Annotated in this window: 26 protein-coding genes; 9 read left to right on the top strand and 17 right to left on the bottom strand. The window is 59.3% G+C overall.

Going from position 1 to position 23,325, the window contains the following annotated elements; translation table 11 throughout:
* Positions 1–316: 316 nt before the first annotated feature.
* Positions 317–835, bottom strand: coding sequence for an Hcp family type VI secretion system effector (locus PVZ80_RS17240; protein WP_273864241.1), 519 nt, complete (start codon positions 833–835; stop codon positions 317–319).
* A gap of 879 nt (positions 836–1,714) precedes the next feature.
* Here PVZ80_RS17240 and fabI point away from each other — a divergent pair.
* From fabI to PVZ80_RS17280, 8 genes are all read left to right on the top strand, one after another.
* Entirely contained in the window at positions 1,715–2,509 is a 795-nt protein-coding gene (gene fabI, locus PVZ80_RS17245; protein WP_273864242.1) for an enoyl-ACP reductase FabI, read from the top strand.
* Positions 2,510–2,582: 73 nt separating this feature from the next.
* Entirely contained in the window at positions 2,583–3,095 is a 513-nt protein-coding gene (locus tag PVZ80_RS17250) for a hypothetical protein (RefSeq protein ID WP_273864243.1), read from the top strand.
* A 906-nt stretch (positions 3,096–4,001) separates the two neighbouring features.
* The gene (locus tag PVZ80_RS17255) at positions 4,002–4,421 is read left to right on the top strand and encodes a response regulator (RefSeq protein ID WP_273864244.1); all 420 of its coding nucleotides are present in this window, start codon (positions 4,002–4,004) and stop codon (positions 4,419–4,421) included.
* 233 nt (positions 4,422–4,654) lie between these two features.
* Positions 4,655–4,906 carry an AbrB/MazE/SpoVT family DNA-binding domain-containing protein gene (locus tag PVZ80_RS17260; RefSeq protein ID WP_273864245.1) on the top strand — a complete coding sequence of 84 codons (252 nt, stop codon included), beginning with the start codon at positions 4,655–4,657 and terminating at the stop codon, positions 4,904–4,906.
* Positions 4,893–5,309 (top strand): PIN domain-containing protein, encoded by a 417-nt coding sequence (locus PVZ80_RS17265; RefSeq protein WP_273828441.1) that lies wholly within the window; start codon positions 4,893–4,895, stop codon positions 5,307–5,309. Before PVZ80_RS17260 ends, PVZ80_RS17265 begins: the two co-directional genes overlap by 14 nt.
* 107 nt (positions 5,310–5,416) lie before the next feature.
* Positions 5,417–5,734, top strand: coding sequence for a type II toxin-antitoxin system PrlF family antitoxin (locus PVZ80_RS17270; RefSeq protein WP_273864246.1), 318 nt, complete (start codon positions 5,417–5,419; stop codon positions 5,732–5,734).
* Positions 5,734–6,195 (top strand): type II toxin-antitoxin system YhaV family toxin, encoded by a 462-nt coding sequence (locus PVZ80_RS17275; RefSeq protein ID WP_273864247.1) that lies wholly within the window; start codon positions 5,734–5,736, stop codon positions 6,193–6,195. The genes PVZ80_RS17270 and PVZ80_RS17275 overlap by 1 nt, the downstream gene beginning before the upstream one ends.
* Positions 6,196–6,224: 29 nt before the next feature.
* Positions 6,225–6,617, top strand: a complete 393-nt coding sequence (locus PVZ80_RS17280) for a DUF3742 family protein (protein ID WP_273864248.1) — start codon at positions 6,225–6,227, stop codon at positions 6,615–6,617.
* A gap of 47 nt (positions 6,618–6,664) precedes the next feature.
* On the opposite strand, the gene PVZ80_RS17285 is transcribed toward PVZ80_RS17280, so the two are convergent.
* On the bottom strand, positions 6,665–8,245 hold the full coding sequence (locus PVZ80_RS17285; protein WP_273864249.1) for a conjugal transfer protein TraG N-terminal domain-containing protein: 1,581 nt from the start codon (positions 8,243–8,245) through the stop codon (positions 6,665–6,667).
* Positions 8,246–8,255: 10 nt separating this feature from the next.
* Positions 8,256–8,600: a hypothetical protein gene (locus PVZ80_RS17290; protein WP_273864250.1), complete on the bottom strand. Its 345-nt coding sequence runs from the start codon at positions 8,598–8,600 to the stop codon at positions 8,256–8,258.
* 141 nt (positions 8,601–8,741) lie between these two features.
* Here PVZ80_RS17290 and PVZ80_RS17295 point away from each other — a divergent pair, with 141 nt between their 5' ends.
* Positions 8,742–8,972 carry a hypothetical protein gene (locus PVZ80_RS17295; protein ID WP_273864251.1) on the top strand — a complete coding sequence of 77 codons (231 nt, stop codon included), beginning with the start codon at positions 8,742–8,744 and terminating at the stop codon, positions 8,970–8,972.
* Between the two features lie 148 nt (positions 8,973–9,120).
* Here the strand turns inward: PVZ80_RS17295 and PVZ80_RS17300 are convergent, their stop codons facing one another.
* From PVZ80_RS17300 to PVZ80_RS17360, 14 genes are all read right to left on the bottom strand, one after another.
* A complete protein-coding gene (locus PVZ80_RS17300) occupies positions 9,121–10,275 on the bottom strand; it encodes a hypothetical protein (protein WP_273864252.1) in 1,155 nt (384 codons plus the stop codon).
* Between the two features lie 295 nt (positions 10,276–10,570).
* Positions 10,571–11,986, bottom strand: a complete 1,416-nt coding sequence (locus PVZ80_RS17305) for an integrating conjugative element protein (protein ID WP_273864253.1) — start codon at positions 11,984–11,986, stop codon at positions 10,571–10,573.
* Positions 11,987–11,995: 9 nt separating this feature from the next.
* Positions 11,996–12,928: a TIGR03756 family integrating conjugative element protein gene (locus tag PVZ80_RS17310; RefSeq protein WP_273828446.1), complete on the bottom strand. Its 933-nt coding sequence runs from the start codon at positions 12,926–12,928 to the stop codon at positions 11,996–11,998.
* On the bottom strand, positions 12,925–13,335 hold the full coding sequence (locus PVZ80_RS17315; protein ID WP_273828447.1) for a TIGR03757 family integrating conjugative element protein: 411 nt from the start codon (positions 13,333–13,335) through the stop codon (positions 12,925–12,927). The genes PVZ80_RS17310 and PVZ80_RS17315 overlap by 4 nt, the downstream gene beginning before the upstream one ends.
* Positions 13,336–13,585: 250 nt before the next feature.
* A complete protein-coding gene (locus PVZ80_RS34020) occupies positions 13,586–14,212 on the bottom strand; it encodes a YiiX/YebB-like N1pC/P60 family cysteine hydrolase (protein ID WP_353857161.1) in 627 nt (208 codons plus the stop codon).
* Positions 14,212–14,613, bottom strand: a complete 402-nt coding sequence (locus tag PVZ80_RS17320) for a DUF4878 domain-containing protein (RefSeq protein WP_273864254.1) — start codon at positions 14,611–14,613, stop codon at positions 14,212–14,214. Before PVZ80_RS17320 ends, PVZ80_RS34020 begins: the two co-directional genes overlap by 1 nt.
* A 386-nt stretch (positions 14,614–14,999) precedes the next feature.
* Positions 15,000–15,575: a hypothetical protein gene (locus PVZ80_RS17325; RefSeq protein ID WP_273864255.1), complete on the bottom strand. Its 576-nt coding sequence runs from the start codon at positions 15,573–15,575 to the stop codon at positions 15,000–15,002.
* A 23-nt stretch (positions 15,576–15,598) separates the two neighbouring features.
* The gene (locus tag PVZ80_RS17330) at positions 15,599–17,995 is read right to left on the bottom strand and encodes a fimbria/pilus outer membrane usher protein (protein ID WP_273864256.1); all 2,397 of its coding nucleotides are present in this window, start codon (positions 17,993–17,995) and stop codon (positions 15,599–15,601) included.
* Between the two features lie 167 nt (positions 17,996–18,162).
* Positions 18,163–18,906, bottom strand: a complete 744-nt coding sequence (locus PVZ80_RS17335) for a fimbria/pilus chaperone family protein (protein ID WP_273828451.1) — start codon at positions 18,904–18,906, stop codon at positions 18,163–18,165.
* A gap of 212 nt (positions 18,907–19,118) precedes the next feature.
* Positions 19,119–19,766, bottom strand: coding sequence for a DUF1120 domain-containing protein (locus tag PVZ80_RS17340; protein WP_273864257.1), 648 nt, complete (start codon positions 19,764–19,766; stop codon positions 19,119–19,121).
* Between the two features lie 24 nt (positions 19,767–19,790).
* Positions 19,791–20,423 (bottom strand): DUF1120 domain-containing protein, encoded by a 633-nt coding sequence (locus PVZ80_RS17345; RefSeq protein ID WP_273864258.1) that lies wholly within the window; start codon positions 20,421–20,423, stop codon positions 19,791–19,793.
* A gap of 51 nt (positions 20,424–20,474) precedes the next feature.
* Entirely contained in the window at positions 20,475–21,074 is a 600-nt protein-coding gene (locus PVZ80_RS17350) for a DUF1120 domain-containing protein (RefSeq protein ID WP_273864259.1), read from the bottom strand.
* Positions 21,075–21,125: 51 nt separating this feature from the next.
* Positions 21,126–21,746, bottom strand: coding sequence for a DUF1120 domain-containing protein (locus tag PVZ80_RS17355; protein WP_273864260.1), 621 nt, complete (start codon positions 21,744–21,746; stop codon positions 21,126–21,128).
* Positions 21,747–21,873: 127 nt separating this feature from the next.
* The gene (locus PVZ80_RS17360; RefSeq protein WP_273864261.1) at positions 21,874–22,512 is read right to left on the bottom strand and encodes a DUF1120 domain-containing protein; all 639 of its coding nucleotides are present in this window, start codon (positions 22,510–22,512) and stop codon (positions 21,874–21,876) included.
* Positions 22,513–23,325 lie beyond the last annotated feature (813 nt).

Below are 23,325 nucleotides of genomic sequence, written 5' to 3' on the forward strand. Positions count from 1 at the left end.
TTGCCGACGGCGAAGGTAAAGCGCAGATCGGATTGGGCCGGCATGGCGTGCTCCCTGCAGCACCGGATTCGCTCCGGTACGCCTGTTCTTCGATTAAGGGGCGGTGTGCTGCAGCCTTCAGTATGAATTCGACGACCTGCAGGAAGCGCCTAAGGAATCCTCCATCGTGCATGGAGGGGTGGTAGAAAAGAAATCAGAAGAATCCCAAAATTCCCAAGAAATCCCGATATTGTGATAGGTCGCTGTCGGACAGCACCTCAGTCACATTGGACTTGGGAAAGTAGCCACCGCCGCAATGCGGCGGTGGCTCGGAAGCTTAGGCTTCCTGCGGCTTGCGCCAGTCGTCGGAGGCTTCGGTACCAGCGATGACATGGGTCCAGGTAATCTTGCGGTATGCCATGGCCACCTTGACCGACTGGGTGTACTCAGCCTTGCTCGGGTCCTGAGCGTGAGGCAGAGCAGTGTTGATGTTGACGATGGTGGCGTCTTCGAGCTTGGTGGTGAAGAAGTGTTCCTGCTTGCCTTCGGTGGAGGTGCGGTACCACTTCACTTCCACTTCCGGCAGCATTTCGCCTGTAGCGAGGGCTTGGTACAACAACGGAGTAGCCTTGTTCAGCGCGGCAGTGAAGATGAACGCCTTGTGCACGCGCTGGCCGGACGGCTGGCCGCTCTGCGGGTCGGTAGGAGTGGCGATCAGGTGTTCGATTTCCTGGACCAGGATCTGGTCCTCATGACCTTCTTGATAGACGTTGCCGACCGAGTCGGCGCTGAAGGCGCCTTGGGTGATATTGCCCTGAGTCTTACCCTTGATGCTGATATAAGCCGGAGTAGGCATGGATGACTTCCTTCATTGCGTTGGCGAAGAGGTCCTCTTGACCTCATGGATGTGTCATCGGTGATGACTACCGCCATATCGCAAGTGCTGTGCCAGATTTTCCTAGTATCAATAAAATTCAATTAAAACAAATGCTTGTGCTTAATTTTCCATCCCTGCTCTCGAAAAGAGGAGGCAAAAGCCCCGCGTATTGATTTTTTTGTGAGGCCATCGGGCCAGTTTTGGCTCGATGGCTAATAACTAGCTGAAATCTATATCTAATTTTCGAGTCATCGTTGTCTTGGTCGAGTCAATGTTGGCTCGCTACGGGCTGCACTGCAGTTGGCACTTCCCCTTTTTGGACCGCACCCAATTGCGGTGGGCAGGGGCCTCTGCACACTAGCTCCGTGGAAGTGCTTGATCTTTCAAGATGCAGCACTATGGGTCGCGCGCCTCGCCGCGCAAGCTGGTGTCCTTCGGTCCAGTCATCGTCACACTGCATGATGTCTGTCGAAGTTCGAAAACAGCAGATGATGGCTGGAAGATATTCAACTTCCAAAGCCACGCTGGTTGATCGAGAGCTGGTCTCGGCGTTCAGTAGCACGAGTACGATTCTTCGCCAGGGAAGAGTTAGTTCCGATCTCCACCCTCCGAGCTTCCGTAGTAGCGACGCTACCTAGTTTCTCTTCGACAAGAGTCGGATCCGTATTTAAGGAGGAATCCGGCCGTCAATCGGATAGATCTCGTGTACTGGGCGCCTTTCCGCAGGCAGTCTCTCTGAATCGCAAGCGATGAGCCGCCAGTTGATCAAGCACGGCCCGGTGGTGGAGCGGGGTGTTGCTGGAAGCCGTCTTCTGGCTCCGGCAAGCGCCGAGTAACCTGAATCAGGAGTAGCAACAGATGGGCTTTCTCGCTGGGAAACGTGTTCTGATCGTCGGTGTCGCCAGCAAGCTGTCGATCGCCTCCGGTATCGCCGCCGCCATGCACCGTGAAGGCGCCGAGCTGGCCTTCACGTATCAGAATGAAAAACTCAAGGGCCGGGTCGAGGAGTTCGCCGCCGGCTGGGGTTCCAGCGCCGAGCTGTGTTTCCCCTGCGACGTGGCCAGTGACAAGCAGATCGCTCAGGTGTTCAGCGAGCTAGGCAAGAAATGGGATGGCCTGGACTGCATCGTCCACTCCGTGGGGTTCGCCCCCGGCGACCAGCTCGAAGGCGACTTCACCGACGCCACCACCCGCGAGGGCTTTCGCATTGCCCACGACATCAGCGTCTACAGCCTCGTGGCCCTGGCCAAGGCTGGCCGGGAGATGATGAAGGGCCGCAACGGCAGCCTGCTGACCCTGTCCTACCTGGGCGCCGAGCGCACCATGCCCAACTACAACGTGATGGGCATGGCCAAGGCCTCGCTGGAAGCCGGCGTGCGCTACCTGGCCAGCTCCCTGGGCCCGGAGGGCACCCGGGTCAACGCCGTTTCCGCCGGCCCGATCCGCACCCTGGCGGCCTCGGGGATCAAGAACTTCCGCAAGATGCTGGCGGCCAACGAGGCGCAAACCCCGCTGCGGCGCAATGTCACCATCGAAGAAGTCGGCAATGCCGGCGCCTTCCTCTGCTCGGACCTGGCCTCGGGAATCAGTGGCGAGATCATGTACGTCGACGGCGGCTTCAACACCACCGCCATGGGCAATCTCGACGAATGACGGCTGGTTGTGGCGAGGGTCCGCACGCCCTCGTCATAGCGGCGCTAAGAGATGCCACATAGGGAGAGCCGAAATGGAACATAACGAGCCGATGTCTTCGGGGAAGGCACAACGTCCGCGGGATGAACGTCTCCAAGTCGAGGCGATTCTGCCGGACGGGACACCTAGCGAGATCCCCGACAGCGGTATCGTTTGTACGTGGCCGAACGGAGATAGCGTCCTCATATCAAAGTCCTTCTCACCGGATGAGGCCGGGGCTGAAAGTTTCGATGGCGGCGTCATTTGCGAGTGGCCGAACGGCGTGCAAGTCGCCCTTTCGAATTCGGGCGAGGTCAGCGCACAGTTCTGGCTCCGGCAGGTGCAAATTGCTAACTTGGGCAATGTCGTGTCCCATATCATTGAGCAGAAGCTCAACATGATCTCGCATACCGTGCGTTTCATCGGTGGCGGGATTCTGGAGTACACGCATTTATCTGATGGGAGCGGCCTGTCGCTCATCGGCACACGTATCTCGCTTCGCTATGGAGTCGAAGGTGTCGTCACCGTGCTCGGCACTCTTTCAGATGCGGACTTGCCATCCGACTAACTCTTCATTGCTTCAACGACCGGTGCCCGAACGTCAGCACAGCGCTTCGGTATGTACCCGCATTCGCCGACGCTATAGCGGCCAGGCACGGTCAACTCACAAGGAACCGAAATGCAAGAGATTGTCCGCCAGGGTGACATGACAGACCACGGTGGAGTGGTCACGTAGGGCCTCAGCAATCAGACCTAAACAGTCGAAGTATTGCGGGCGTCGGCCACATGGTTGCCTGCCCTAAATGCAAGGATCAGTTGGCGCCTGCCGCAAAGCGAGGCGAAGTTCCCCCACATTGGCGTGCGCCCTATTTCAAGATGCAGCACTATGGGCCCCGTGCCTCGCTGCGCAAGCTGGTGTTCTTCGGTCCGGCCATCGTCAGGGCTGACCGTTTAGGAGAATGATGGGGCGTGCTCCCTGGCCTTGCGCGATTTCACATGATCGAAGCCAGGCTAGACGACATAACGCAGAATGGCCGCTTCTGGGCCAGTACAGGCCCTGGCGTCACCGCGGCTCAAGTGCGTCGCGTGCCGAGTGCACATCTCTTACGCCATGGCTCTACTGCCAGTCTGGGCGCCAGGCAATCCAGGCAAGAAGCCCTACGTAAGCCGGGTGCTTGGTGCGCGGATGTATCTGGCGGATCGTAGAGACACATCCAGGCATGTATTGGGATGCATCTTATGGCTGCATGGGCACAGAGAGGCGCAGCATCTGCAGTGGAAATATACAGGCCATTTCTCCTGCCGCCCTGGAGACTTCAGGTGGTGCCGTAGCCCAAGAAAGCGTTGGCCCAGCCGGGGCTTTCAGTATGCCAAAAGGCGTTGCGAGGCACTGGAGACCTCCGTAGCGGTAGCAACGCGCCTTGTCGAGATGGCGGCGCGATCGGGTTCTGGCTCTATTGCAGGAGCGCTAGACATGCAAAATAAAGCACTGAGGATCTTGGTTGCCGACGAGCAGCACTTTCATAGCATGAAGATCGAAAGGGACCTGAACCTTCTCGGCTACTACAGGGTGGCTCCGGTTCAGAGCCTGCGGGACCTATTGCAACTTGTTGAATACGGCGATGTTCCCATCGACGTGCTCATCGTCAATGCCGCCCTTGGCATACAAGATCACTTCGATCTGATTTCGCTTTGCCGGTATGCCACGCAAATCAGGCACGCTTTGGTCTACGGTCAGGACCTGCCTGCAGGGTTCTCCTGTTCAGCGCCAGCAGGAAGAAAGGTGCGGGCCAATCCGACCTGTCTACCCGATGCCGCATCCCTTCGTGCGCTGATGGCCCAGGTTGATCCATGGAACCGGCATCTAAGGCGTGAGACGGCATCCGTACATTGAGTTTGAGGAGCGCCGCACACCTCTCCGACCACCAGACCTCGCTCCGAGAGGGCCCGGTATTGCACTGATTGCAAATGAATGGGCGGAGCGGGGCATTTGGCCCGTCCGTGAGACAGGATTGATCTGAAAGTTGCTGCGATCATTCTCTTGGAGCTCTTCGGGCGTCAGCCTCGGTTGCTACCGAAGTTCAAAAACATACACTTCGCTTGCGTGTATCCAGAACGGGAATTGCCGTGCAAGTAGAAAAGTTAGGGAAGCGTCTTGCGGTTCGACTGCCAACGAACGTTGTAGAGGCACTTGAGCTGCACGAGGGCGACGACATCGAAATCGTCGTCGATACGCCGCGTAAGTCGGCAGTGCGCAAGAAGCCTAAAGCTGTCGAACTCCGCGATCGTCTACTCCGCTTCGAGCGTCTACGCCGCTTCCGCGGCAAGCTGCCTGCCGATTTCAAATTCAACCGGGACCAGGCCAATGGGCGGGGATAAGGCAGGCCAACCCAAGATCTTTGTCGACAGCAATGTCGTACTCAATCTGCTGTCCGCAGATGACGCGAAGGCGGATCGCTCTGAAGCGCTCTTGGGCAAACGGCCCACGATCAGCGTGCAGGTGCTCAACGAAGTGGCCAGCGTCTGCCAACACCAGTTGAAGATGAGCTGGCGCGAAGTGGGACAGTTTCTTGATGACGTGACAGCCCTCTGCCACGTCACCTCGATGACCTTGGAAGCGCACTCGCTGGCGCAGAAGTTCGCCGAGCGTTACGGTCTGGCGTTTCGCGACGCCTGCATCGTTGCAACGGCTACGATCGAGGGGTGTGGGTCTCTGTACACCCAGGATATGAACGGGTACATCCAGGACGTCAGCCTGGCCCTGAAGGACCCGTTCGTGTGAGGCTCTCCGGCGATTTGAGCGCCAGGCAGAGTGATGTATGGGGTCATCTTGACGAGGTAAGGAATATTCCTTACCATTCTCTATGAGCTAAGTAGAGGAGAACCGCCATGCACGACATTCACGAAGTCGCCACCCTGACCGCCAAGGGACAGCTGACCCTGCCGAAGCCGATTCGACAGGCACTGGGCGTCAGCGTGGGGGGCAAAGTGGCGTTCGACCTACGTGATGGAGAAGTCGTCGTCACCCGAGCTGATGCTGCGCATGAAGACCCGGCCATTGGCGCCTTCCTGCGCTTGCTGGAGATGGACATTCGCGCTGGGCGGCATATTCAGGCATTGCCTGAAGACTTGGCTCAGGCAATGCTCGCCAATGCCGGGCATGCTGTCGCCCTAGAACAAGACATCGACGGCGACGTCGCACTCTGATGCAACGTCATGGCTGGACCTTATTGTTCCATGAGTGTGTGGTCGAGCAACTGAGAAGTTTGCAGACGGCAGCTTTGCGAGCAGAGCAAAATGATCCGGCGGGGTTCGAGAGCAACGCCAACGTCAAGCTGTTCCGTGCGTTGAGCCAGTTGATTGTGGACGTTGTACCTGGTGATCCTGCGCGCGATGATTTTCGACAGAGCAATACGCTGGGTTCTGCCTATCGCCATTGGCGACGCGCAAAGATTGGACGCCGGTTTCGGTTGTTCTTTCGCTACGATTCAAACGCGAAAGTCATTGTGTTTGCCTGGGTCAATGATGAGCAGACACTGCGCTCAGCAGGAAGCAAATCTGATCCGTACGTTGTGTTCGAAAAAATGCTGGGGCGCGGCCACCCGCCAGACGAGTGGGCATCCTTGATTGCCGCCAGTCGCGCGGAATGGGCCCCCAACGAAACATAGCCAGCGCAAGAGCGCGGGAGGTTTCAGTGATGAGCAGTGCGAAGAAAATGACGACCGCGGAGCGTGCCGGCCATGCTGTAGGTCGGTGGCTGAAGTCCGTTGTGCGCCTGGAGTCCTCTGTTGTTCACAAGTTTGTGGCTATCGGCGTACCGCGCTGGCTGGCACTCGCACTGAAGTGGACGCTGCGCCTCGCGCTTGCTGCTGCCCTGCTGTACATCGCGTTCGTACCGGCTGTCTTCATTTTGCTCATCGTCCTTTTTCTGATGCGCAGTAGTGGAACTGAAGCCCCGGACGATGAGGAATGGAACCAAATGGTTGACATTGATTTCGCCCTTAAACAAGAACAACAGCGGCTAGAAGATATAGAAATAGCGGAGGCGTCGCGTCGAGGCAACGACCATTCAGAGTGGTGGCAGCCTTGAATAGCCAACATTCTCAGTAGGTCGTGAGGATTCGCATCGATATTCTCCTAGTCCTTCTTCTTTTCAGGTTTCGGATTGAGCATTGCATTGACGTTATTGCTGACTTGTCGTCCCGTAATTGTCTCGACCATCTGGCCTCCTTTTGCGCCAGCAGACTTGGCATCGTGCGTGGCATCCGAAAGCCCTTGAACGAAGTTCCCCGCCCGAATCCCGGCCCAAGCAAGCGCCATTACCCAGAAGCTCGGTAGGACCAGGAACATCGTGGCCATCACGAAGTTCAGCAGCATGTCGCCGAAGGCGTTGTCCAATCCGAAGAACGGATTGAAATTCGTGTGCGGCCGGTCAACACCAAATCCCTTCTCTCCGTACAGCGCGTCGAGGATAGTGCTGTCGACCCAGCGTGCGAGCTGGTACCAGAAGTCCACGAAACACATCGAAAACTGCACCACGCTTACTGTGACTACGGCCTTGAGGTCGAAGGTGCTGAACACAAGCACGAACGGGATGCAGATCACCAACGCGGCCTTGAGAAACGACAAAGCCATCGGCAGAGCCTGACGCACGACGTCCATCGCTGGGAAGAACCCGAGCGAGCCCACTGCCAGCCCCACATCCCCCGTGAGGCGGGTCGCCGCATTGGGCAAGGTCATGCCGACCTGGCCGCCATAGTCCGTATAGACGTGGCCCCGATTGACGACCTGCTTCTGCGGCGACGCAATGGCCCGAATCAGTGCATCGTCTGCCTGTTCCTGAGTGATGAAGCTGGCCCACTTGCGAAGGCGTGTCAGCAGATCTGGACTGACCTGCTCCAGTAGACGTGTCCGCAGTCCCTTGCCTGCGTCGTTCCACCATTGTTGACATGTCGGATAGCCGCCACCACTGGGAACCTGCGCCAACCCGGCATCGCGGGTAGCGTTGTACGGCCAAGCCGTGCGAGGTGTGTGTGAGTGGTAGGTATCGTAGTAGCCTGGGGTGTTCAAAAACCGGCGTGAGCCAATCCAGGTGACGTCATACATCTGAGCTTCGTTCAGCACCGGGCGGTTCATGAACAGCTTGGCCCTGGCCGGGCCATAGCATTCGTTTGAAAAATCTGCGACTTCCTGTGCTAACACCGGATCCGCAATACGCGTGCTGTCGATGTCCATGCGCATCTGCCGCAGGTCTACCCCGCATGGGATCGCAGCCACTGCGGCGCCGGTGACGGCTTTGGACACCGAGTGTATGAAGAACCACCAGAGAGGGACCTTCGCGCTTTGGTTGTTCAGCGTCGTGAACGACAGGCTCCAGCCGGTATCTTGTGGCTGGGGAACCTGCACCTGGCACTGCTTGGAGCGCGTGGTATCGAACTTGACGGTATCAATACTCACGTCGATGACCGGTATACCTGCAAACATCAGGACCGCGACCGCAACCCAGACCCGGTTTTCAATGCGTGCCGCGGAGAGCATCCCCTTGTTCCCCTCATCGGCGCCCTCACCCCGGGCGCGAAGCCACTCCTGCAGGACGATGGCAAGGAAGGGGATGGCAATCAGGCTGGTGGCCACCAGGGTGTTCCAGATGCCGTTGTGCACGATCCAACTGACCAGAGTCAGGTAGTACTCAAGGTAATCGTTTGTGTAGAGCGTCATGCTGATCCCCTTACGACAGATTGATCCACTGGCTGAGTTCGATCAGCAACGCTATAGGCAGCGCAATTGTCTCCATGAAGCGCACGCGCAAGCGGCTCTCAGGATCACGCTGGAGCAGGCGCCGGCGAGCCCATAGCCAGCCGGCTGCAGTCGCGGCATACAGGAACAATCGCCATACGAAGAAATGCAGCTTGTGGTCGTCCAGCCAGCTGCTCCAGCCGACAATCCCTCCGTTCAGGTAGATGCCAATGATGTTCGCCGTAAACGCGAGAAGGATCAGAAGCGCTGCCCACAGTGCAACCGCACGGATCAGGCGTTTGGGTAGCGTCTTAGAGGGACGGGGAGAAATCGGCATGGTGTACTCCAAAGCTTGCCCTTTCTGAACCATGGGCACTGGCGGGGGCTGGGCGACTGTTGGAGTTCATCGCGTGGGGCGGCGGAGTGCGAGCGGAAAACCGATTTCCGTAACAACCTGATTGTTCGAAGTGAGCCTGTGATGCGCCATGCGCCAACCGGTCCGTATGCCGGCAGTGCCATTGGCGCGCGTCCAGATCAACTGCGTATTTGGCACCGCGCCTTGGCCGATGAGGCGGGGTGGTGGCTTGCCGCCGTCCTGACGGAACGCCTGGGTGAAGCGGCCGCCGCCGCGGCCGTTCCCAGCGACGACGCTACCATCGGTGCTCAAGGCGCGGATATGCAAGCTACGCAGAGCTGGCAGTTCCTCTAAGTGACTGTTGAAGCACCAGTTATTCCATGCGTCATCAGCAGCATCAGCCTGACAATTCCCGGCATGGCGACAGAGCGTTGTGCTGGCGCGAAGAATGTACTGCGGCCGGCCGTTGGGGAGTGAAAGCTGGCTGTGACTAGTGGATCGTTCATGGCCAGTTGCCACCGCAATACGGGGCTGAAGACACGCGAGTCCGCCCCAGAGGCTGTGCCGCGACGATTCGCCAGGCGACGCTTTCCAGCAAGGAGTTGTCGCTATATCTACCGAACAGGGTGCGGCCGTCTCGGCTGGTCAATAGACCTTCCAGACGCGCAGAACGTGGATAGTCGACGCCCAGCGCGTCGAGCCAGTCTGTCAGACGGCAAGGGCCGTTGGCCCGCGTCCAGATCATCCGGGTGCTGGGCCAGCCTCCTTCGCCAAGGATGACATCGCCATCGGCGCTGACCCAGTCTATGCGCATGGGGTCTCCCTCTAGCGCATAGGCGTCCGGATAGCGCAGATCCAGCTCGCGCACTTCAGCTAGGGGCAGCAGACGGGCCCGCCAGTCGGAGCCCAGGGCTAGCGGAATCAACGGCGCCTGTACAAGAGCGCCGTCCTCCCAATGGACTATGACGGGTCTGCCTGCCCTAACGCCTGTGTCAGCCGAGCTTGTCCTGCCTGCGCCGTACAGCGTGCGCCCGTCGGTGCTGAAGTATGTCGGCTCCGCGCTGCGGGTTCCGACGGGAAGCGGCAGCAGCTTATAGCCGTCCTTGGCCGTCCACAGGAAAGGAGTGCTTTTCTCTGGCTCGTCAACCAGGTCCCCACGTGTACTCGCGTATCCGGCGATCGCGGAGCCATCGTCGTTGATGGCGGAAGCGCCATGCGGCTGGTCTTCGGGCGTGATGGCAAGCAGGGTGCCATCAGCCAGCCAACGGTATACCCGGTCGGAGCTGCTGTGCAGAGTTTCCACCAGAACAGCCCGACCGTCAGCGCTGATCGCACTGACAGTGGTATCACATTGCCCAGGAGCTGGCTTCAATCGCTGGACGGGACCTTTTCCATCCCAACGGAAGGCTTGGCTGTACACGCCCATACGGATGCCGTCGCCAGCGACGACAGTTCCATCGGCGCTGGCTGCGGTGATACGCAGTCCTTGCAATTCAGGGAGCACCTCGAACCTAGCATTAGGAGATGACGCGGAATCCGCAATCGCCGGGGAGCCGATCAGGGTGAACAAGAGCAGCGCCGCATTCAGCACATGGTACGGACTGCGGTGCTTCCAACGAGGCTTGTTGTATCGTGATGCTGAGGTGCGGATGCGCATGGATGGCCTTTCGGTGAAAAGCTAACCATGATAGAAAGCCTGCTCCCTTCGGGGAGTGGGATGTTTCTCAAATTATGGAAGATGCTTCTCAAAGTGAGTCCCCCATGCTGACGGTACCTGGAAATAGCGAATGGGTTTTTCCTAGGGGTGCGGCACACAAGCCAATCGGTTCGCAGATGCCGCGCTCAACAAGGCGTCTACGGTTGCATTGCAAGGGCACGACACACCCAAGGGCGTGAGCCAAGCCAAGCGTGGTCAAATGAACTTGCCGGGCAGAGTCTCTGACAACCGAGCATCAACGCTTACTATCAGTCGATTTCTCGATCTCCCTCACGCGATCACGCACGGTGTCGCCTTCGTAGACTCCTCGTGAGCCTGCGGCGCGCATGCCGTGGCGCTGGATGATCATCATCGGTGAGTTGGCTGCCAGCGTGCGACGCAGCTCCAGTTCGGTCTTGAGGTTGTTGATCTCCTGGGCCAATGCGGTGCTCTCCTGGTCCACCGCCTGGATTGCCAGGTCGTTGGCAGAGATGTTGGGTTCTTTTTTGCCTGCGAGCAGCGTGCGCTGCAGAAGCAATGCCTTCTCCAAGACGCTGGTCAGTGCCACTTCCGAGGCCAGGCGTTGCCCCAGAAGGTCCTGGTCGGGCTCATCGCGCAAGGCCTCGATGACCCCGCGGGTGATCTGCAGCGACGCACTGCCGGCGGCGTCCAGGTTCGCAGGTGTCGTGGGCTTGGAGCCACTGACCAGCGCCTGTAGCGCTTTGACCTTTGTCTCGTATTCTTCCTGGATCATCGGGGTGAGACCGACGCCAGGGGTGGTTTGCGTCTTTGTGCAGTTCTCGCAAGTACGCTGCTCACGCTCGCCCAGCACCCGGGTCGCCCAAGTCGCCGCCGCTTGCGGAGAACTCCATGTCTGGCAAGTCTGCCGATTGCCGCAGGCATTGGCGCTGATCGATGACGTTTCGTTCGCCCCACGGCTGCTGAGCAGGTTGTAGCCGGCCTTGGTCACATCACCGACAACCCTGATCGGGCTCTGCCCACTGCCCCCGGCGTTGCCACCGCCAACCCATGGCACCCCGTTGTTGCCACGCGATTTCTCTGCCTTCTCGACGGCGGAGACGGCATCCGCATTCCCGGAACGTACGGTTTCCTTGAGTGCCATGCCTTCAGAAAGACGGTCCCAGCCCAGTTGGCCGCCCGCGACGTCGGCCATGCGCTCGGTCATGGCCCTGCAGGTCAGCTTGGAGCGATCGAAATCCAAACGCGCTTGAAGCACACCATTTGTGAGCAAGTTATACAGCCCGGGATCCGCACGCTGGATAATCAGCGCGGGCAGCGATGCCACCGCGCTAGTGGCGTTCTGGATCACGCTGGACATGATGGTTTGAAAGCCATTGGTGATGCCGTTGAGCTGGTTCTGTAGCGTGGTGGTGAGGCTCATGTCGCCGCAAATCAGGTTGCTGTTCCAGCCCAGCCCGACGCCAATGCTCTGCATGTTGCCTGCGCTGCTCATCGACACTGCGCGGCCACCGCCAATGCTGTAGAGCACATCGTCACCGATGACGCGTCCGGAGCTGCTGATCGTGCCATCACCGATTTGTGTCTGCGCCCATGCTGAAACGCAGAGAAGAGCCAGCGGGACGACCCACGCTGTCCGTAGCCTGGGGACGCGCGCGGCAGTACGTGAAACGGCGTCTTTGCGAGTCTTCATCTGGGGCCTCTACTGGAAATCGGTGCTACCAAGGAACTTCTGACCCCGGCGTTTGCAGCAGCTGTATGGGCGCCACAACGCCCAGGCGTAGTCGCCCCGTTGTGCCTGGGTCAGCGAGTTGGAGTTCGGAAACACGGCGCAGCTGTTGGACATGCGCGGCGTGAGTTCCTGCCACTTGCCCGTTGCGGCATCGCTCTCTTTGAGTGCCCCAGCCGGCCAGTAGCCGTCTTTCTTCGAGGCCAGCAGCGGCTGGTACACGTGCAGTTGTCCCCGCCGCGTCACCACGTCGCCAGCCCGTTGCGCAATGACCGCGCTCGCCTTGTGGTCGTCCACCTGGTGCAGCAAGCCCCCGCGGGGGTAGACGTTGCCCCAGAGATTTGCGCTCAAACGCCCGCCGATTTCACGCATTCCCGGCACCAGCGATTCGGGGTAGACCAGTTCTGGCACGTTGTAGCGCCAGGCCACGGTATCGAGCGTACTCAACAGGTACGGCATGAAGGGGGTCCCTGCACCTTGGCAGGTGTAGCCCGACGATGCGGCGAACTTGCCGAATATCGCCCCGGCCGGATGGCCGATGACGTCAGCATTGCGGAACTTTGCGAGATTGTTCTCACTGCCTTGGTTGGTTGTGCCATCACCGCCGCCTTGAGCGGTCGAGTTTGATGCGCTGAGCAAGCGCACCTCAGTCCAAGGGTTCTCGCCGGTGTTGGCGTAGCTTGAGACCACCGCATCAGGGATGTAATGGCGAACTTTGACGGACGTCCGCACCCGACATCCGTAGCCGCACTGCAACCAGTAGCAAACCCCGACCACCCGGTAATCCAGGCAGTTCGGTGAAAGCGAGGAGGTGGAGATGGACACGGTATCGAGCGCAAATGCACCGCCTGCGGCCCCTAAGAGCAACGAGCCAGCAAGCGCGCGCATACGGCGAGAGGCAATCATGGGTGGTCCTTCCTGTAGCGGGCAATTCGAGCCAGCGCGAGCGTCACGTCCGGCTCGCCGTAGATCACGTAGCGGTGATCCACCACCACGGCTGGGATCTTGACCACGCCAAGGCTCCAAGCCTCAGTCACCCCTTGATAGGCTGCGGCCAGCCGGCGTTGTAGCGCTGCACCGCCTTGTTCCAGTCGGTGCTGGACAAGGCGGGCGGCTTGCTCAGGATCGGCAGGAAGTTCTGTGGCCAGCTCGTTCTCCAGACGTTCGCCGAGGTCCACAGCAACCACTTCGACACCCGAGGGGACGCTGCGCACCGGGTGAGCACGGTCGGTGAAGACGTGGATATCCGCCGCTATCGCCGGCCAAGCGATACACGCCAGTACAGCGGTGGGCAGGAGGAGGGGCAGATTCATGAAGCAAGGCCTGAAGTGGGGGCAGGCCTTCAGTCCACTGCAGATAGAACCGGCGCTCCACAAGGAATCCGCTGCCGCAGAATTCCCTATTGTTCGCTTCTGTGTCCGCTAAGGTGTGGGGTCGGGACGGCATGCGGCTATCCGACCACACACTCGGCCTCAGACGCAGATCGCGGTCAAAAGTCGCAGCCGGTGAAGGCCTTCCTCCAGGTGTTCTCTGGAGGTGGTGCGGCCCCACCATCTATCAGCACTATCGGTCGAGTACCTCGCGTGGCTCCGTGGATGCAGGTCCCTGGCGACGCGGATCTGCTCCGACATGGTGAATTTTCGGCGACGCAAGCAAAGCACTGGGCAGAAGATAGCTGCCCGGCAGCATCGGCAGCTCTATGTGAGTGAATTGCACTTGGAGGTCGACCCCTGCAGAGCGCCACGCGTCCCAGACCAATTCAGTGCAATAGGTGCCTGCCGGATCCGCGATGCGAAAGGGGCGGCCCAACATCTTCCGTGCCGCACGCAGAGAGTCCGCGCGTTGCTGCTTGCTCGCCTCCACGTGGAAGATCCCGTACTGCTTCGATCGACTGGTGTCTAGGAAGAAGTCCAGCGTATCCAACACGACTCCGTCAGGCCTTCCCTGGACCTCTGACGGAGTAGCATGAAGAACCTGCCAGTTGCCGGAGGATCCGACCAATATGCCAACGTGGGTGAAGGCGCCATGGTCGACAGCCATCACTGCCGCGCTGACTACTTCAGTTCCCTCCCGAAAGATCAGGTCCCCGGCCATGGCATTAGGCGGCAGGCTCGGCGCACCAACGGCATATCCGGCTTGAGCAGAGAGTAGGAGGGCAAAGGTGCGCTTCCAACCTGGCCACTGAGCCATCACCTCAGGAGGAGTTTCCAGCTCCCGTCCTCTTTAACCAATTGGTGAATCTTGGTCAGCACCTTGCCGTTCTTGAACGTCAGTTTCACTTGCACTGCAGCAGTGCTACCGCTCTCATTGATCTGTGAATCGAGCACTTCGAGCGTATCCAGTCCATCATTGGCCTGAATTCGGCTTTGCATTTCACCAACGATCATCTGCAATTTGCCCTTGGCTTCGATCATCTTGGCAGCAGGCACATCCGTGAAGGACACCAGTTTGCTTGCGGTCCCCACGTCACCTTTGACGACTGCGCGGTAAAAGGCGTCGATGGTGGCGTCCGGCTTTCCTCCGGAGCAGGCACTGATAAGCAGTGCAGCGATGGCAAGGAAGAACGTGGAACGGAGGCGTGAGCGAAGCATAGGAAGTCCTCGACAAAAGGGATAAATAACGGGCGAGTAGCCAGAGGCACTTGCTCTAGAACAAGTGCCTCCGGCCTTGGGTTCTATTTCAAGACGCCTTCCATGCGGGCAGAAACTGGCCCTGGGCTCTACGAGGTCATCTCCTATCAAGGGTTGCTTCAACGGGGGCCTGCCGCGCATGAAGTACCGGTGCGCAATGGCAACGACTATCTTTGAGCCCTACAGAAAGCGGCAGGCTAAATGTGCCATCAACTGAACTGCCAACACACGTAAGAACAATCTCTTTTTTGGGTAAGAACTCGCGACGCGAGTCTTGGTCAACAACTATCCCGCCCATCAACCGCAGCTCTCCGTTGATATGCTGTTCTAGACCGACCAGGCCTGTGTCAGAACGCAACGAGCTCCAGTTGATAGCTGCTGGACCACGTAGACTCGCTGTTGACCACGGCGATAACATCGCCAGGGACGGCAGGATCCAACTCAAGCATCAGGGACAATCGGCTGCCGATTGCCGGCAAACCTTGCTCCATCACCACAATGCCTCGGCCCGGCTGCAGGCCGGACCTTGTAGATGGCTCTGACGGTGCCTGACCGGTCTGCTCCACGTTACTCAGGGACAACGATTTTCCATCCAGCGTGGCCTGCTCGGCCACCACGGAAAGAGCCCCTTGTTCTCCGAAACGGAAGGCGCGATCGTTCTGGGGCTCACCGCGCAAGAACAGGGCGATACGCACCGGCGTGCTGCACACCACATTCACCGATACCAGACGCTTTCCCAGCGCATGGCCGCCGAAGGTTGTTGGCTGGCTAAGAATGCTCTGACGATGCTGCGGACCGTAGTCCACCAGTGCAGGTACGGCGTGCACCTGGCAGTTGTCCGCAGCGGCCGACGCCCCGCTCAGGCTCATACCCAGGCATAGCGCCCAGGCAGGCCTGTGGGCGAGTCTCAAGTATTGCTTCATAAGGGACCTCACGGATATCTGTCTCATCGGAGCACGCAACGAGCATCAGCGCTTTCGAATAAAGTGTCGGTGCTCGCTTGCTCCAACAGAGAAAACTGGAGCACGCATTGCCGCCCATCTGGCAAGGCCACCGACAGTTCCCCGTTCTCGTTGCCATTGCTCAGGAACACCTGACCCTGCTCCAGCACAGTGCCTACGTACTGCTGGCTGGCGTCGAGCACATAGGCGCCGGCCGGTAGCGGCCGGCCTTCGGAATCGCGCGCATTGAGCAGCACGCGGCGCACGCGGGTAAGCTCGAAGTCAATCTGGCTCACTGAGCCACGTCCAGGGTCGACCTGGCGAAAGCCGTTGCTGATATCGATGTTGCGAGGCAAGGTCTTGGTCATCACCTCGACGCGGTTGCTGCTGTACGCAGAGAGCTGCGGCACCACGGCACGTCCCCAAGGATCGGTCCACACCGGCCCTTGCGGAGTGCTGATTTTCACGCTCGGCACGCCTGCTGCTGACACGATCCCAAAGGTATCCTGCACCGGATATGGCGACAATGTCAGTCCCTGGGAATGCACCACTAGGCCACCCGAGGCGCCACCGTAGTAGGCGCGGGCTTTGTTCCCGGTATCGGAGTAGCCAAGATTCACCCGAGCAACGCGCGGCGTAGCGGCCAATTGGCCAGACAGCGCATTGTTTCCGTCACGCGTATTGCGTTCTGCGCTCACCGAGTAGTTCAGGTTATCGCTCACCTGCTCGTTGTAATTGGCACCGAATCTCGTGTAGCCACTTGCATTGCTGGCAAAGGTGCGCACGCTTCGTTTTCCGAAGGGGATGCTCAACGACAGGTAGTAGGTATTGGTCGGTCTGTTGTAGGCGCCGTAACCGTACCGATCGCGGCTCTTCTGGCGGGCACTGAGATCACGCTCGACGTTGAACGACACAGTGCCGAATTCAAAGTTCTTGCCCCAGGAGAAGTTCAGCCTCTGAGTACGGTTGCCGTCCTGCTGGCTCGAAAGGGAGTAGCCCAGGGAGAGTCCTCCCATTCTTGCATCGGACCAAGCCATTGCAGCGGTGTGCTGGCTCCGATAGCGCGAGGCGGTGTAACGTGAACCCGCAATATCCTGAGTGAAATCGTCCAGCGTGCGATAACCGTTGCTCTGGTAGGCACTGCTCAAGCTCATGCTCAGGTTCTCACGCAGCCCCCCAACGATTCCGGAGACCTCGATCTGCGTGCCCGTCTTCGCGCTTTGAAGCGAAGCACGCGAGGCGCGCTGCAGCAGCTTGAGCCCGCTCAACCGCGACAACCGCATGTCCACGCCCCAACTACCTGCCTGGTAGCCGGGCGCATACAGCGCGCCAGCGCTGACGCTGCTGGACCTGCGCAGCGTCCAGCTGCCGCTGGCGCTCGCGACCCACGGATCGCGGGCCTTGGTGCCATTGAGGTTGCGGCTCTTGCCCAGCGCGAAGGCGTAGCCGGGCCTCTGCCCGAGCGAACCCGCGTTGATGGAGCCGGCTGGCACCATGAAGTGCCGCTGCGCGCCGCCAGATTCGGTCACGGTCACGTCCAGGTTGCTGCTGTAGTTGAGCAGCGGCAGGTCTGTAAGCGCAAAAGGTCCGGCGGGCACTACGGTGGAGTAGATCAACGCGCCTGCCTGGCGCACTTCCACCCGTGCTTGCGACTGCGCTACGCCCTCGACCATGACGATGTTGTGCTGCCTTTCGCTCAGCGCGGACTCGGGAAACACCTGGACTCCGGTCAGCGGCGCACCGGTCAATGCCGAATTGGCAATGTTGATCTGTCCGCCCTGGACCGTCGCACCCGATTTGGGCCAGGTCTTCTGACCGTACGCATAGAGGTGGCGGTTGCGGAACCCGGACTTGCCCTGACGCTGAGCATAGGAACGGCTACGCATGATCCAGTCGCCGGCGTTTACCCCCAGCTCGGAGTTGAGTGTGAAGAAATTCGAACCCGTCATGCCGCGCGCCTGGTTGCGCATGGCCATCAGATCGTAGTTGTACAGCACCGCCTTACCGCCGCGGCTGAACCCGGAAAAGTCCGTGACAGCCAAGCGCTGGGCCACAGTGGGCACGATCAAGCGCACCTCTTCCCGACCAGGCTTAAGCGTGATGTGGGTGCCTGGGAACGCCTTTACAAAGTCGTAGCAGGATTCAGACGCAGGCGTTTGCGCTACGGCGTACTTCGCTTCGGGCACCACTAAGCCGGCAGCGTCCAGGAAGCCCTGGTCAAAGCACAGCGTGCCATCTGCGGTAAACCGCGTATTGATGCGTCCCCGCCTAATGTCGTTCACATATACGATGACCCGATTGCGGCCAGGCTGAAACCGGGGTGCGTCGCGAAAGTAGTCAGCGATATGCGGGTCCAGGCCCCGGCGTTGCAGAATGTCCGTATCGAACTCTGCATTTTCCACCTGAGTTGCCGACAGACCACCCAGTGGTACTCCCTCCTGGGCCTGCGCCGTGGGCCACGCTTGACTAGCTCCCGCCAGTAGCAGCAGCGAAGAAGCGGCCGCCCGGCGCCGCCGCACTCGTGGTTGACCGCGGCACCTCGCGCGATGAGCCTCGTTGACAGCAAACATCACTGCTGGGCCGTTTTGGCAAGCGGGGCGTCGTAGGTGTCGACTTCATAGCCATAGGCTGTGGCAGGCGAGATTCTTACACCTGTCGTCGCACGCATGCCGCCGCCCGGCGGCAAGGCGACTTCCACCGACGTGTTGGGCAAGATATAGGTCTTGCCCAGGTCGATTGTCGTCTTGCTAGGCAGAAGCTGCACGCCTTGAGCCAAGCGCACCACGTAGGCGCTGTCGTTGCGCACGTTCAGCTTTCCGTCCGCAACCGTCCACTGCAGTAGCGTCCAGGGTGTCGCATGCCGTTCGAGCTTCGCAGGGTGCACGATCAGAGGCAGATTCTGGCGGATCGTCATGCTAATGCGCGCCTTGCCGTCCGGCCCCTTGGGCGGGATGCCCTCGAAGGTCACTCGCTTGAGGCGTTGCACCCGGAGCGGGTCCTTGCTCTGCAACAAGAAGCGCACCAGCTGCGAATCTTGAGCCTCCACGCGGCTGACCGGAGGCACCGCCACCACCAGCAACTCCTGATCTTCCGGCAGGTTCTGGATGGCCGTGTGTAGAAGCAACGGAATCGACTCGGTGTTCTTCACGTTCATGGTGGCTTCGCCATCCGCCTCGTTGATGATCACGACCGAGGACTCGGGCAAGACACCCGAAGCCTGCGCGGGGACCGAAAAATGCAGGCACGTCAGCACACCTGCCGTAGCGGCGCATTGCGCCAACACGCGCCAACGCGGCAAGGTAGGACGTGCCATGGGGGATAGACGACGGGGAAAGCGATGGGCAGAAGTAGTCACGATCGGTAGGGTCAAATCAAGAATTGGCAAACAAATGGGCGTGAGTTCTCCCTTGCGGTGCGCTCGGGCGCGCCGCGAAACGCTCGGGTAAATCTCAGTGTTTTGGGGCTATTGCGCTGGGCCCAGCGGCGGACACCGGCCGGTCGGGCTACTCGTGCCGGTATCAGGCTTCATAGGTAGCGCAGTTCAAGGGTGGCGGAACCGTCAAGCGCTACTTCGCTATGAGTATCCAACGTGTTCGACACCGCGACATCTCCAGTTACCTTGATCTCGAGCGTCTCGAATGCCTGCGGCAAGGTATGCCCCGATTCGGCCCAGGACACGTCTACGCTGTCATCTGCCCACTCGACTCCCCAGAAGGCCTGTTCCCGCCACGAGGTGTCATCGTCCCAGCGATACAACAGCGCAATACCCCTGCCGTCACCGACTGCCGCAGAGGCGTTTAGCCTGAACCAGCCCGCCTTTTTGCCATTGCCGAAGCCCAAGCCAAAGGTGAAGGGGTTGTCCGCCGAACTGCGGCGGTTGTCGAGCGCCCGCAGGGACACCCTGGTCTGCATCGGGCATGCAACGGTCAACTGCTCATCGATAGCGGCGATGCGGTGGTAGAGGTTCGCTCCGATCATCAGTAGCGGGCCTTCGGCCACCTGTTTGAAGGTGAGCGTTCCCAGATCGGTGATGCCTCCGTTGCGCAGCGTCAGGCTGCAGGCACCAACGGGTTGGATTTGGCCGCGGACGTTCAGATCAGCGGCCCAAACGTCACCTGCGCCTGCCAAAGCAAAAGCGAGTAAAGACGGAACGAGGAATTGCTTCAAGTGCATGATGGCCCGTGTGGATTGGCGGAATTAGAGGTAGACCAGTTCCATCGTGGCGGAGCCATCAATGTTGATTTCCTGGCTCAGATCGAGCCCGGAAACCGGGATGTGTATCGCGAACTCCAAGTTTCCTGCAACGACTTGAAAGGCTTGAGGCAGATCATTTCCTTCCTGCGTCCAGGTGGTTAGCCAGTTGGGCGCCAGGTTTTTCGTGAATAAGCCAGGAGTCATGCCCCAATCATCCCCCGGGTTCTTTTGAAATAGTTGCTGTGCCCAGCTTCCGTCAATCTTGACCTGGCGCGGCATCCAACGATACGCCCCGAACTTCTTTCCGCTGAACGTAGTGCCCAAACCGTAGGCGGCATCCCAGATCTCACTGGTAGCAGTGCCCTCCCGATTATCGATCGCCCGCAGCGCCACCGTTGTTGGCATCGGGCAATTGATGGAAAACGATATCGGCCGGTAAATGTTGTTCAACCAATTCGCTTCATCCCGCAGATCCTTGCGGGATATCGTTCCCAGGTCGATAGTGCCCGCATTGCCCAACATCAGATTGCAAGCCCCGACAGGCTTGATTTGGCCGCTAACGCTCAAATCGGCGGCAGAGGCAACTTTCACGGCGAAGGCTAGTAAAGCGAGGGCGAGTAGAGGCTTGAGGTTCATAAGTGCTCAGTCAAGTCAGATGGTGTGCATTCAGCGGTATGCGGGTTCGCGCTACAGGTAGACCAGTTCCATCGTGGCGGAGCCGTCAAGGTCGATTTGCTGGCTCAGATCCAGGTCACTAAGAGGGGGCAAATGGATGGTGAGTTGCAACTCGGTGCTGACCGTCGTGAAGGCCTGTGGGAGTGCGCCTTCTTCTGCCCAAGCGCCCAGCTCCGACGGATAAATTGGATCGGCTGCTACGGTCGAGCCGTTGTGTCGCCAGCTGATGCCATCCCAACTTTTCAACTGGAATAGCGGCTTTCCATCACCAAACCGGTGGAACGGGTAGATCGCGAATCGGCCTGAACTGCCTTGAATACCCAACCCGAAGTCGCCATACACGGACTCACGATTGTCTATCGACTTGACCCCCACTTTAGTTGCGGCTTTACACTCGACTAGCAACTGCAACTTGCGCACGAAGAACGTCTCATCAGTGGCGTGCAAGTCGTTGCGTGAAAGCTCTCCGAGGTCGATTTGACCGCGGTCGCTGAGCGTGAGATTGCATGCGCTGGCAGGCTTGATTTGGCCGCTAACGCTCAAATCGGCGGCAGAGGCAACTTTCATGGCGGAGGCTAGTAGAGCGAGGGCGAGTAGAGGCTTGAGGTTCATAAGTGCTCAGTCAAGTCAGATGGTGTGCATTCGGCGGTATGCGAGCTTGCGCTACAGGTAGACCAGCTCCAGTGTGGCGGAGCCGTCGAGAACAACCTCCCGGCTCAGATCGAGGTCACGGGGAGCAGCCAGCTTGATGTAGAACGACAACTCGCTGCTGATCGTCTTGAACGCTTGCGGGAGTGCGCTACCTTCTTCCGCCCACGCGTTCAAGGAGGATGGATACATCGGGGGGTCAGAGACCTCCCAGTTGCCGTCACGCCCACTTACCAAGCGGTCTAGTGGTTTTCCGTCGCCGAAGTGAGAGTTCGGGTAGAACCAGAACCTGCTCTGGCTTCCTGGAATGCCCAACCCGTAGTGGGAATAGCCCCACAAACCCACGTCGGAGGATTCACGATTGTCTATCGCCTTGATTGCCGTCTTGGTCGGGGTTTGGCATTGGATAGTCAACGTCATCAAGCCCGGATGAATGATGAGGGTTTCATCGTTGGCCCGTAAATCCTGGCGCGATAGCGTGCCAAGGTCGATCTGCCCGTTGTTACCCAGCGATAGGTTGCAAGCGCTGCTAGGATTGATTCGGCCGCTGACGCTCAGATCGACGGCGGACGCTTGGTCTGTTGCTACGGCGGTGGATGCGAGCAAGAGGAGCGTGAGCAGGGGCTTGAAATTCATGGGGAGCTCGGTTGATATCGAATATGGGGGGCATACGTGGACGCTCATGCAAGCCGTTCTGGAAACAGGCAGGAGCCATGCGAAATCCCGCACGGGACGATCACAGTGCCCTGCCTTCCGTCCTGGTTTACAAGTAGCTCAGCTCGATGGTGGCGGAACCGTCCAGATCGACGCCGCCATTGGCCAGATCCAGCGCCGACAGCTTGTTAATCGTCGGGGTCACCGTCAGATCGGCCGTCAGGTTCTTGTACGCCTCCGGCGCTAAGCTTCCCGAGCTAGCGAAGGCCATGCGCGAGGTACCGTTGGCGGTAAAGCCCGCACTGTCGATGCTCCACGAATTGCTGTTGTTGGGATCAGCCAGCACATCAAGCGTGTTGCCTTCACTGATGGCACGAGTCAGCGCCAGCTTGTAGTAGCCCGGATCGCCACCGGGATGCTTGCCCAAGCCGAACTCGTAGGCGTCACCCTTGCCGCCCGCTGCCGACCCCATGCGGTTGTCCGTTGCCTTCACCGCGACTTTGGCGGCCGCGTTGCACGTGACAGTCAGGGTCTGCGTCTTGGCTTCGAGTGTGGTCGTCGAATCCTTGCTCAGCTTGTCCGCGCCGATATTGCCGAAGTCATACACCCCACCACCGCCGATCACCAGTTGGCAAGCGTCAGGCAAGATTTTGCCAATGACCTTGATTTCCGCGCTTTGCGCATTCGCCTGTCCGTGAGCCAGAACGGCGCCAGCGACCAGACCAAAAACAGCCAGTTGTTTCTTCATCGCGATACCCCAAAAATGAGTTGGGTGTTCATGATGACCAGCACAATTGGATGCGTAACCAACAGAATTGCAAAACAATTTGTAGACTGTCGTTTTCGAATTGTTTTGCAACTACTTCGATACAGAATGCAAACAGACAGCGTCCGTTCGCCCCAGAATTTACGTTCTGACATGTCCTGAGCTAGGAAGCGCTGGCATAGCAGTGCGAATGAGCCGTCCTCTTGCTCGCGCCCACCTGCCACGAGAACTGGCGATGTACACAGCTGAACCAGCCGTGCACATCGCCTCCTCGGACTATCTTGTTAGCAGATTTCGAACCCGCCGCTCGCACGCAAGAACCTCGCAAATTCCCTCACGTTCTCCAAGTCGAAAGGGTAGTGGGTTGCGAAGTTCAAGACCCGGCCCGAGCTGTCGCAACCATTGCTAGGCAAGGTTCCCGGCCCGGTCTGCGGTGGCTCGGCGCGCTTGCCCGTAGCGCCGCAGATGGTGCACGGCTCCATGGGAAGCGCCTCGAGGTGCGCTCGGTACTTGTCGGTATAGCTCTGGGTCTCCCCAGCTTCGATGGCTTTCTCCAGGCGCTCGGCAAGTTCCAGTGCGTCGACCTGGTCGAGACCCCAGCCATCGTTGGAATGGCCAAGATTGTCATCGGGGATGAGGTCCGGTGCGATACCTATTGCAGGAGCAGTGTCGAATCAGTCGCTTCGGTAGGATCCTGCTTCGTGGAGCGGTCCGATTGCCCCGATTCTCCTCTGGCCGCAACGCGATGTCCCCGCCAGTAAGCTCTCATTGGATTCGCTCGCCCGGATATGAAGT

This window comes from Pseudomonas sp. B3G-3, assembly GCF_028640915.1.
GTDB lineage: Bacteria > Pseudomonadota > Gammaproteobacteria > Pseudomonadales > Pseudomonadaceae > Aquipseudomonas > Aquipseudomonas chlororaphis_I.

Excerpts from the sequence above, each read along its gene's own strand:
- PVZ80_RS17240 (WP_273864241.1), bottom strand. The coding sequence starts at position 835 with ATGCCTACTCCGGCTTATATCAGCATCAAGGGTAAGACTCAGGGCAAT.
- fabI (WP_273864242.1), top strand. The coding sequence starts at position 1,715 with ATGGGCTTTCTCGCTGGGAAACGTGTTCTGATCGTCGGTGTCGCCAGC.
- PVZ80_RS17250 (WP_273864243.1), top strand. The coding sequence starts at position 2,583 with ATGGAACATAACGAGCCGATGTCTTCGGGGAAGGCACAACGTCCGCGG.
- PVZ80_RS17255 (WP_273864244.1), top strand. The coding sequence starts at position 4,002 with ATGCAAAATAAAGCACTGAGGATCTTGGTTGCCGACGAGCAGCACTTT.
- PVZ80_RS17265 (WP_273828441.1), top strand. The coding sequence starts at position 4,893 with ATGGGCGGGGATAAGGCAGGCCAACCCAAGATCTTTGTCGACAGCAAT.
- PVZ80_RS17270 (WP_273864246.1), top strand. The coding sequence starts at position 5,417 with ATGCACGACATTCACGAAGTCGCCACCCTGACCGCCAAGGGACAGCTG.
- PVZ80_RS17275 (WP_273864247.1), top strand. The coding sequence starts at position 5,734 with ATGCAACGTCATGGCTGGACCTTATTGTTCCATGAGTGTGTGGTCGAG.
- PVZ80_RS17280 (WP_273864248.1), top strand. The coding sequence starts at position 6,225 with ATGAGCAGTGCGAAGAAAATGACGACCGCGGAGCGTGCCGGCCATGCT.
- PVZ80_RS17285 (WP_273864249.1), bottom strand. The coding sequence starts at position 8,245 with ATGACGCTCTACACAAACGATTACCTTGAGTACTACCTGACTCTGGTC.
- PVZ80_RS17290 (WP_273864250.1), bottom strand. The coding sequence starts at position 8,600 with ATGCCGATTTCTCCCCGTCCCTCTAAGACGCTACCCAAACGCCTGATC.
- PVZ80_RS17295 (WP_273864251.1), top strand. The coding sequence starts at position 8,742 with ATGCGCCATGCGCCAACCGGTCCGTATGCCGGCAGTGCCATTGGCGCG.
- PVZ80_RS17300 (WP_273864252.1), bottom strand. The coding sequence starts at position 10,275 with ATGCGCATCCGCACCTCAGCATCACGATACAACAAGCCTCGTTGGAAG.
- PVZ80_RS17305 (WP_273864253.1), bottom strand. The coding sequence starts at position 11,986 with ATGAAGACTCGCAAAGACGCCGTTTCACGTACTGCCGCGCGCGTCCCC.
- PVZ80_RS17310 (WP_273828446.1), bottom strand. The coding sequence starts at position 12,928 with ATGATTGCCTCTCGCCGTATGCGCGCGCTTGCTGGCTCGTTGCTCTTA.
- PVZ80_RS17315 (WP_273828447.1), bottom strand. The coding sequence starts at position 13,335 with ATGAATCTGCCCCTCCTCCTGCCCACCGCTGTACTGGCGTGTATCGCT.
- PVZ80_RS34020 (WP_353857161.1), bottom strand. The coding sequence starts at position 14,212 with ATGGCTCAGTGGCCAGGTTGGAAGCGCACCTTTGCCCTCCTACTCTCT.
- PVZ80_RS17320 (WP_273864254.1), bottom strand. The coding sequence starts at position 14,613 with ATGCTTCGCTCACGCCTCCGTTCCACGTTCTTCCTTGCCATCGCTGCA.
- PVZ80_RS17325 (WP_273864255.1), bottom strand. The coding sequence starts at position 15,575 with ATGAAGCAATACTTGAGACTCGCCCACAGGCCTGCCTGGGCGCTATGC.
- PVZ80_RS17335 (WP_273828451.1), bottom strand. The coding sequence starts at position 18,906 with ATGGCACGTCCTACCTTGCCGCGTTGGCGCGTGTTGGCGCAATGCGCC.
- PVZ80_RS17340 (WP_273864257.1), bottom strand. The coding sequence starts at position 19,766 with ATGCACTTGAAGCAATTCCTCGTTCCGTCTTTACTCGCTTTTGCTTTG.
- PVZ80_RS17345 (WP_273864258.1), bottom strand. The coding sequence starts at position 20,423 with ATGAACCTCAAGCCTCTACTCGCCCTCGCTTTACTAGCCTTCGCCGTG.
- PVZ80_RS17350 (WP_273864259.1), bottom strand. The coding sequence starts at position 21,074 with ATGAACCTCAAGCCTCTACTCGCCCTCGCTCTACTAGCCTCCGCCATG.
- PVZ80_RS17355 (WP_273864260.1), bottom strand. The coding sequence starts at position 21,746 with ATGAATTTCAAGCCCCTGCTCACGCTCCTCTTGCTCGCATCCACCGCC.
- PVZ80_RS17360 (WP_273864261.1), bottom strand. The coding sequence starts at position 22,512 with ATGAAGAAACAACTGGCTGTTTTTGGTCTGGTCGCTGGCGCCGTTCTG.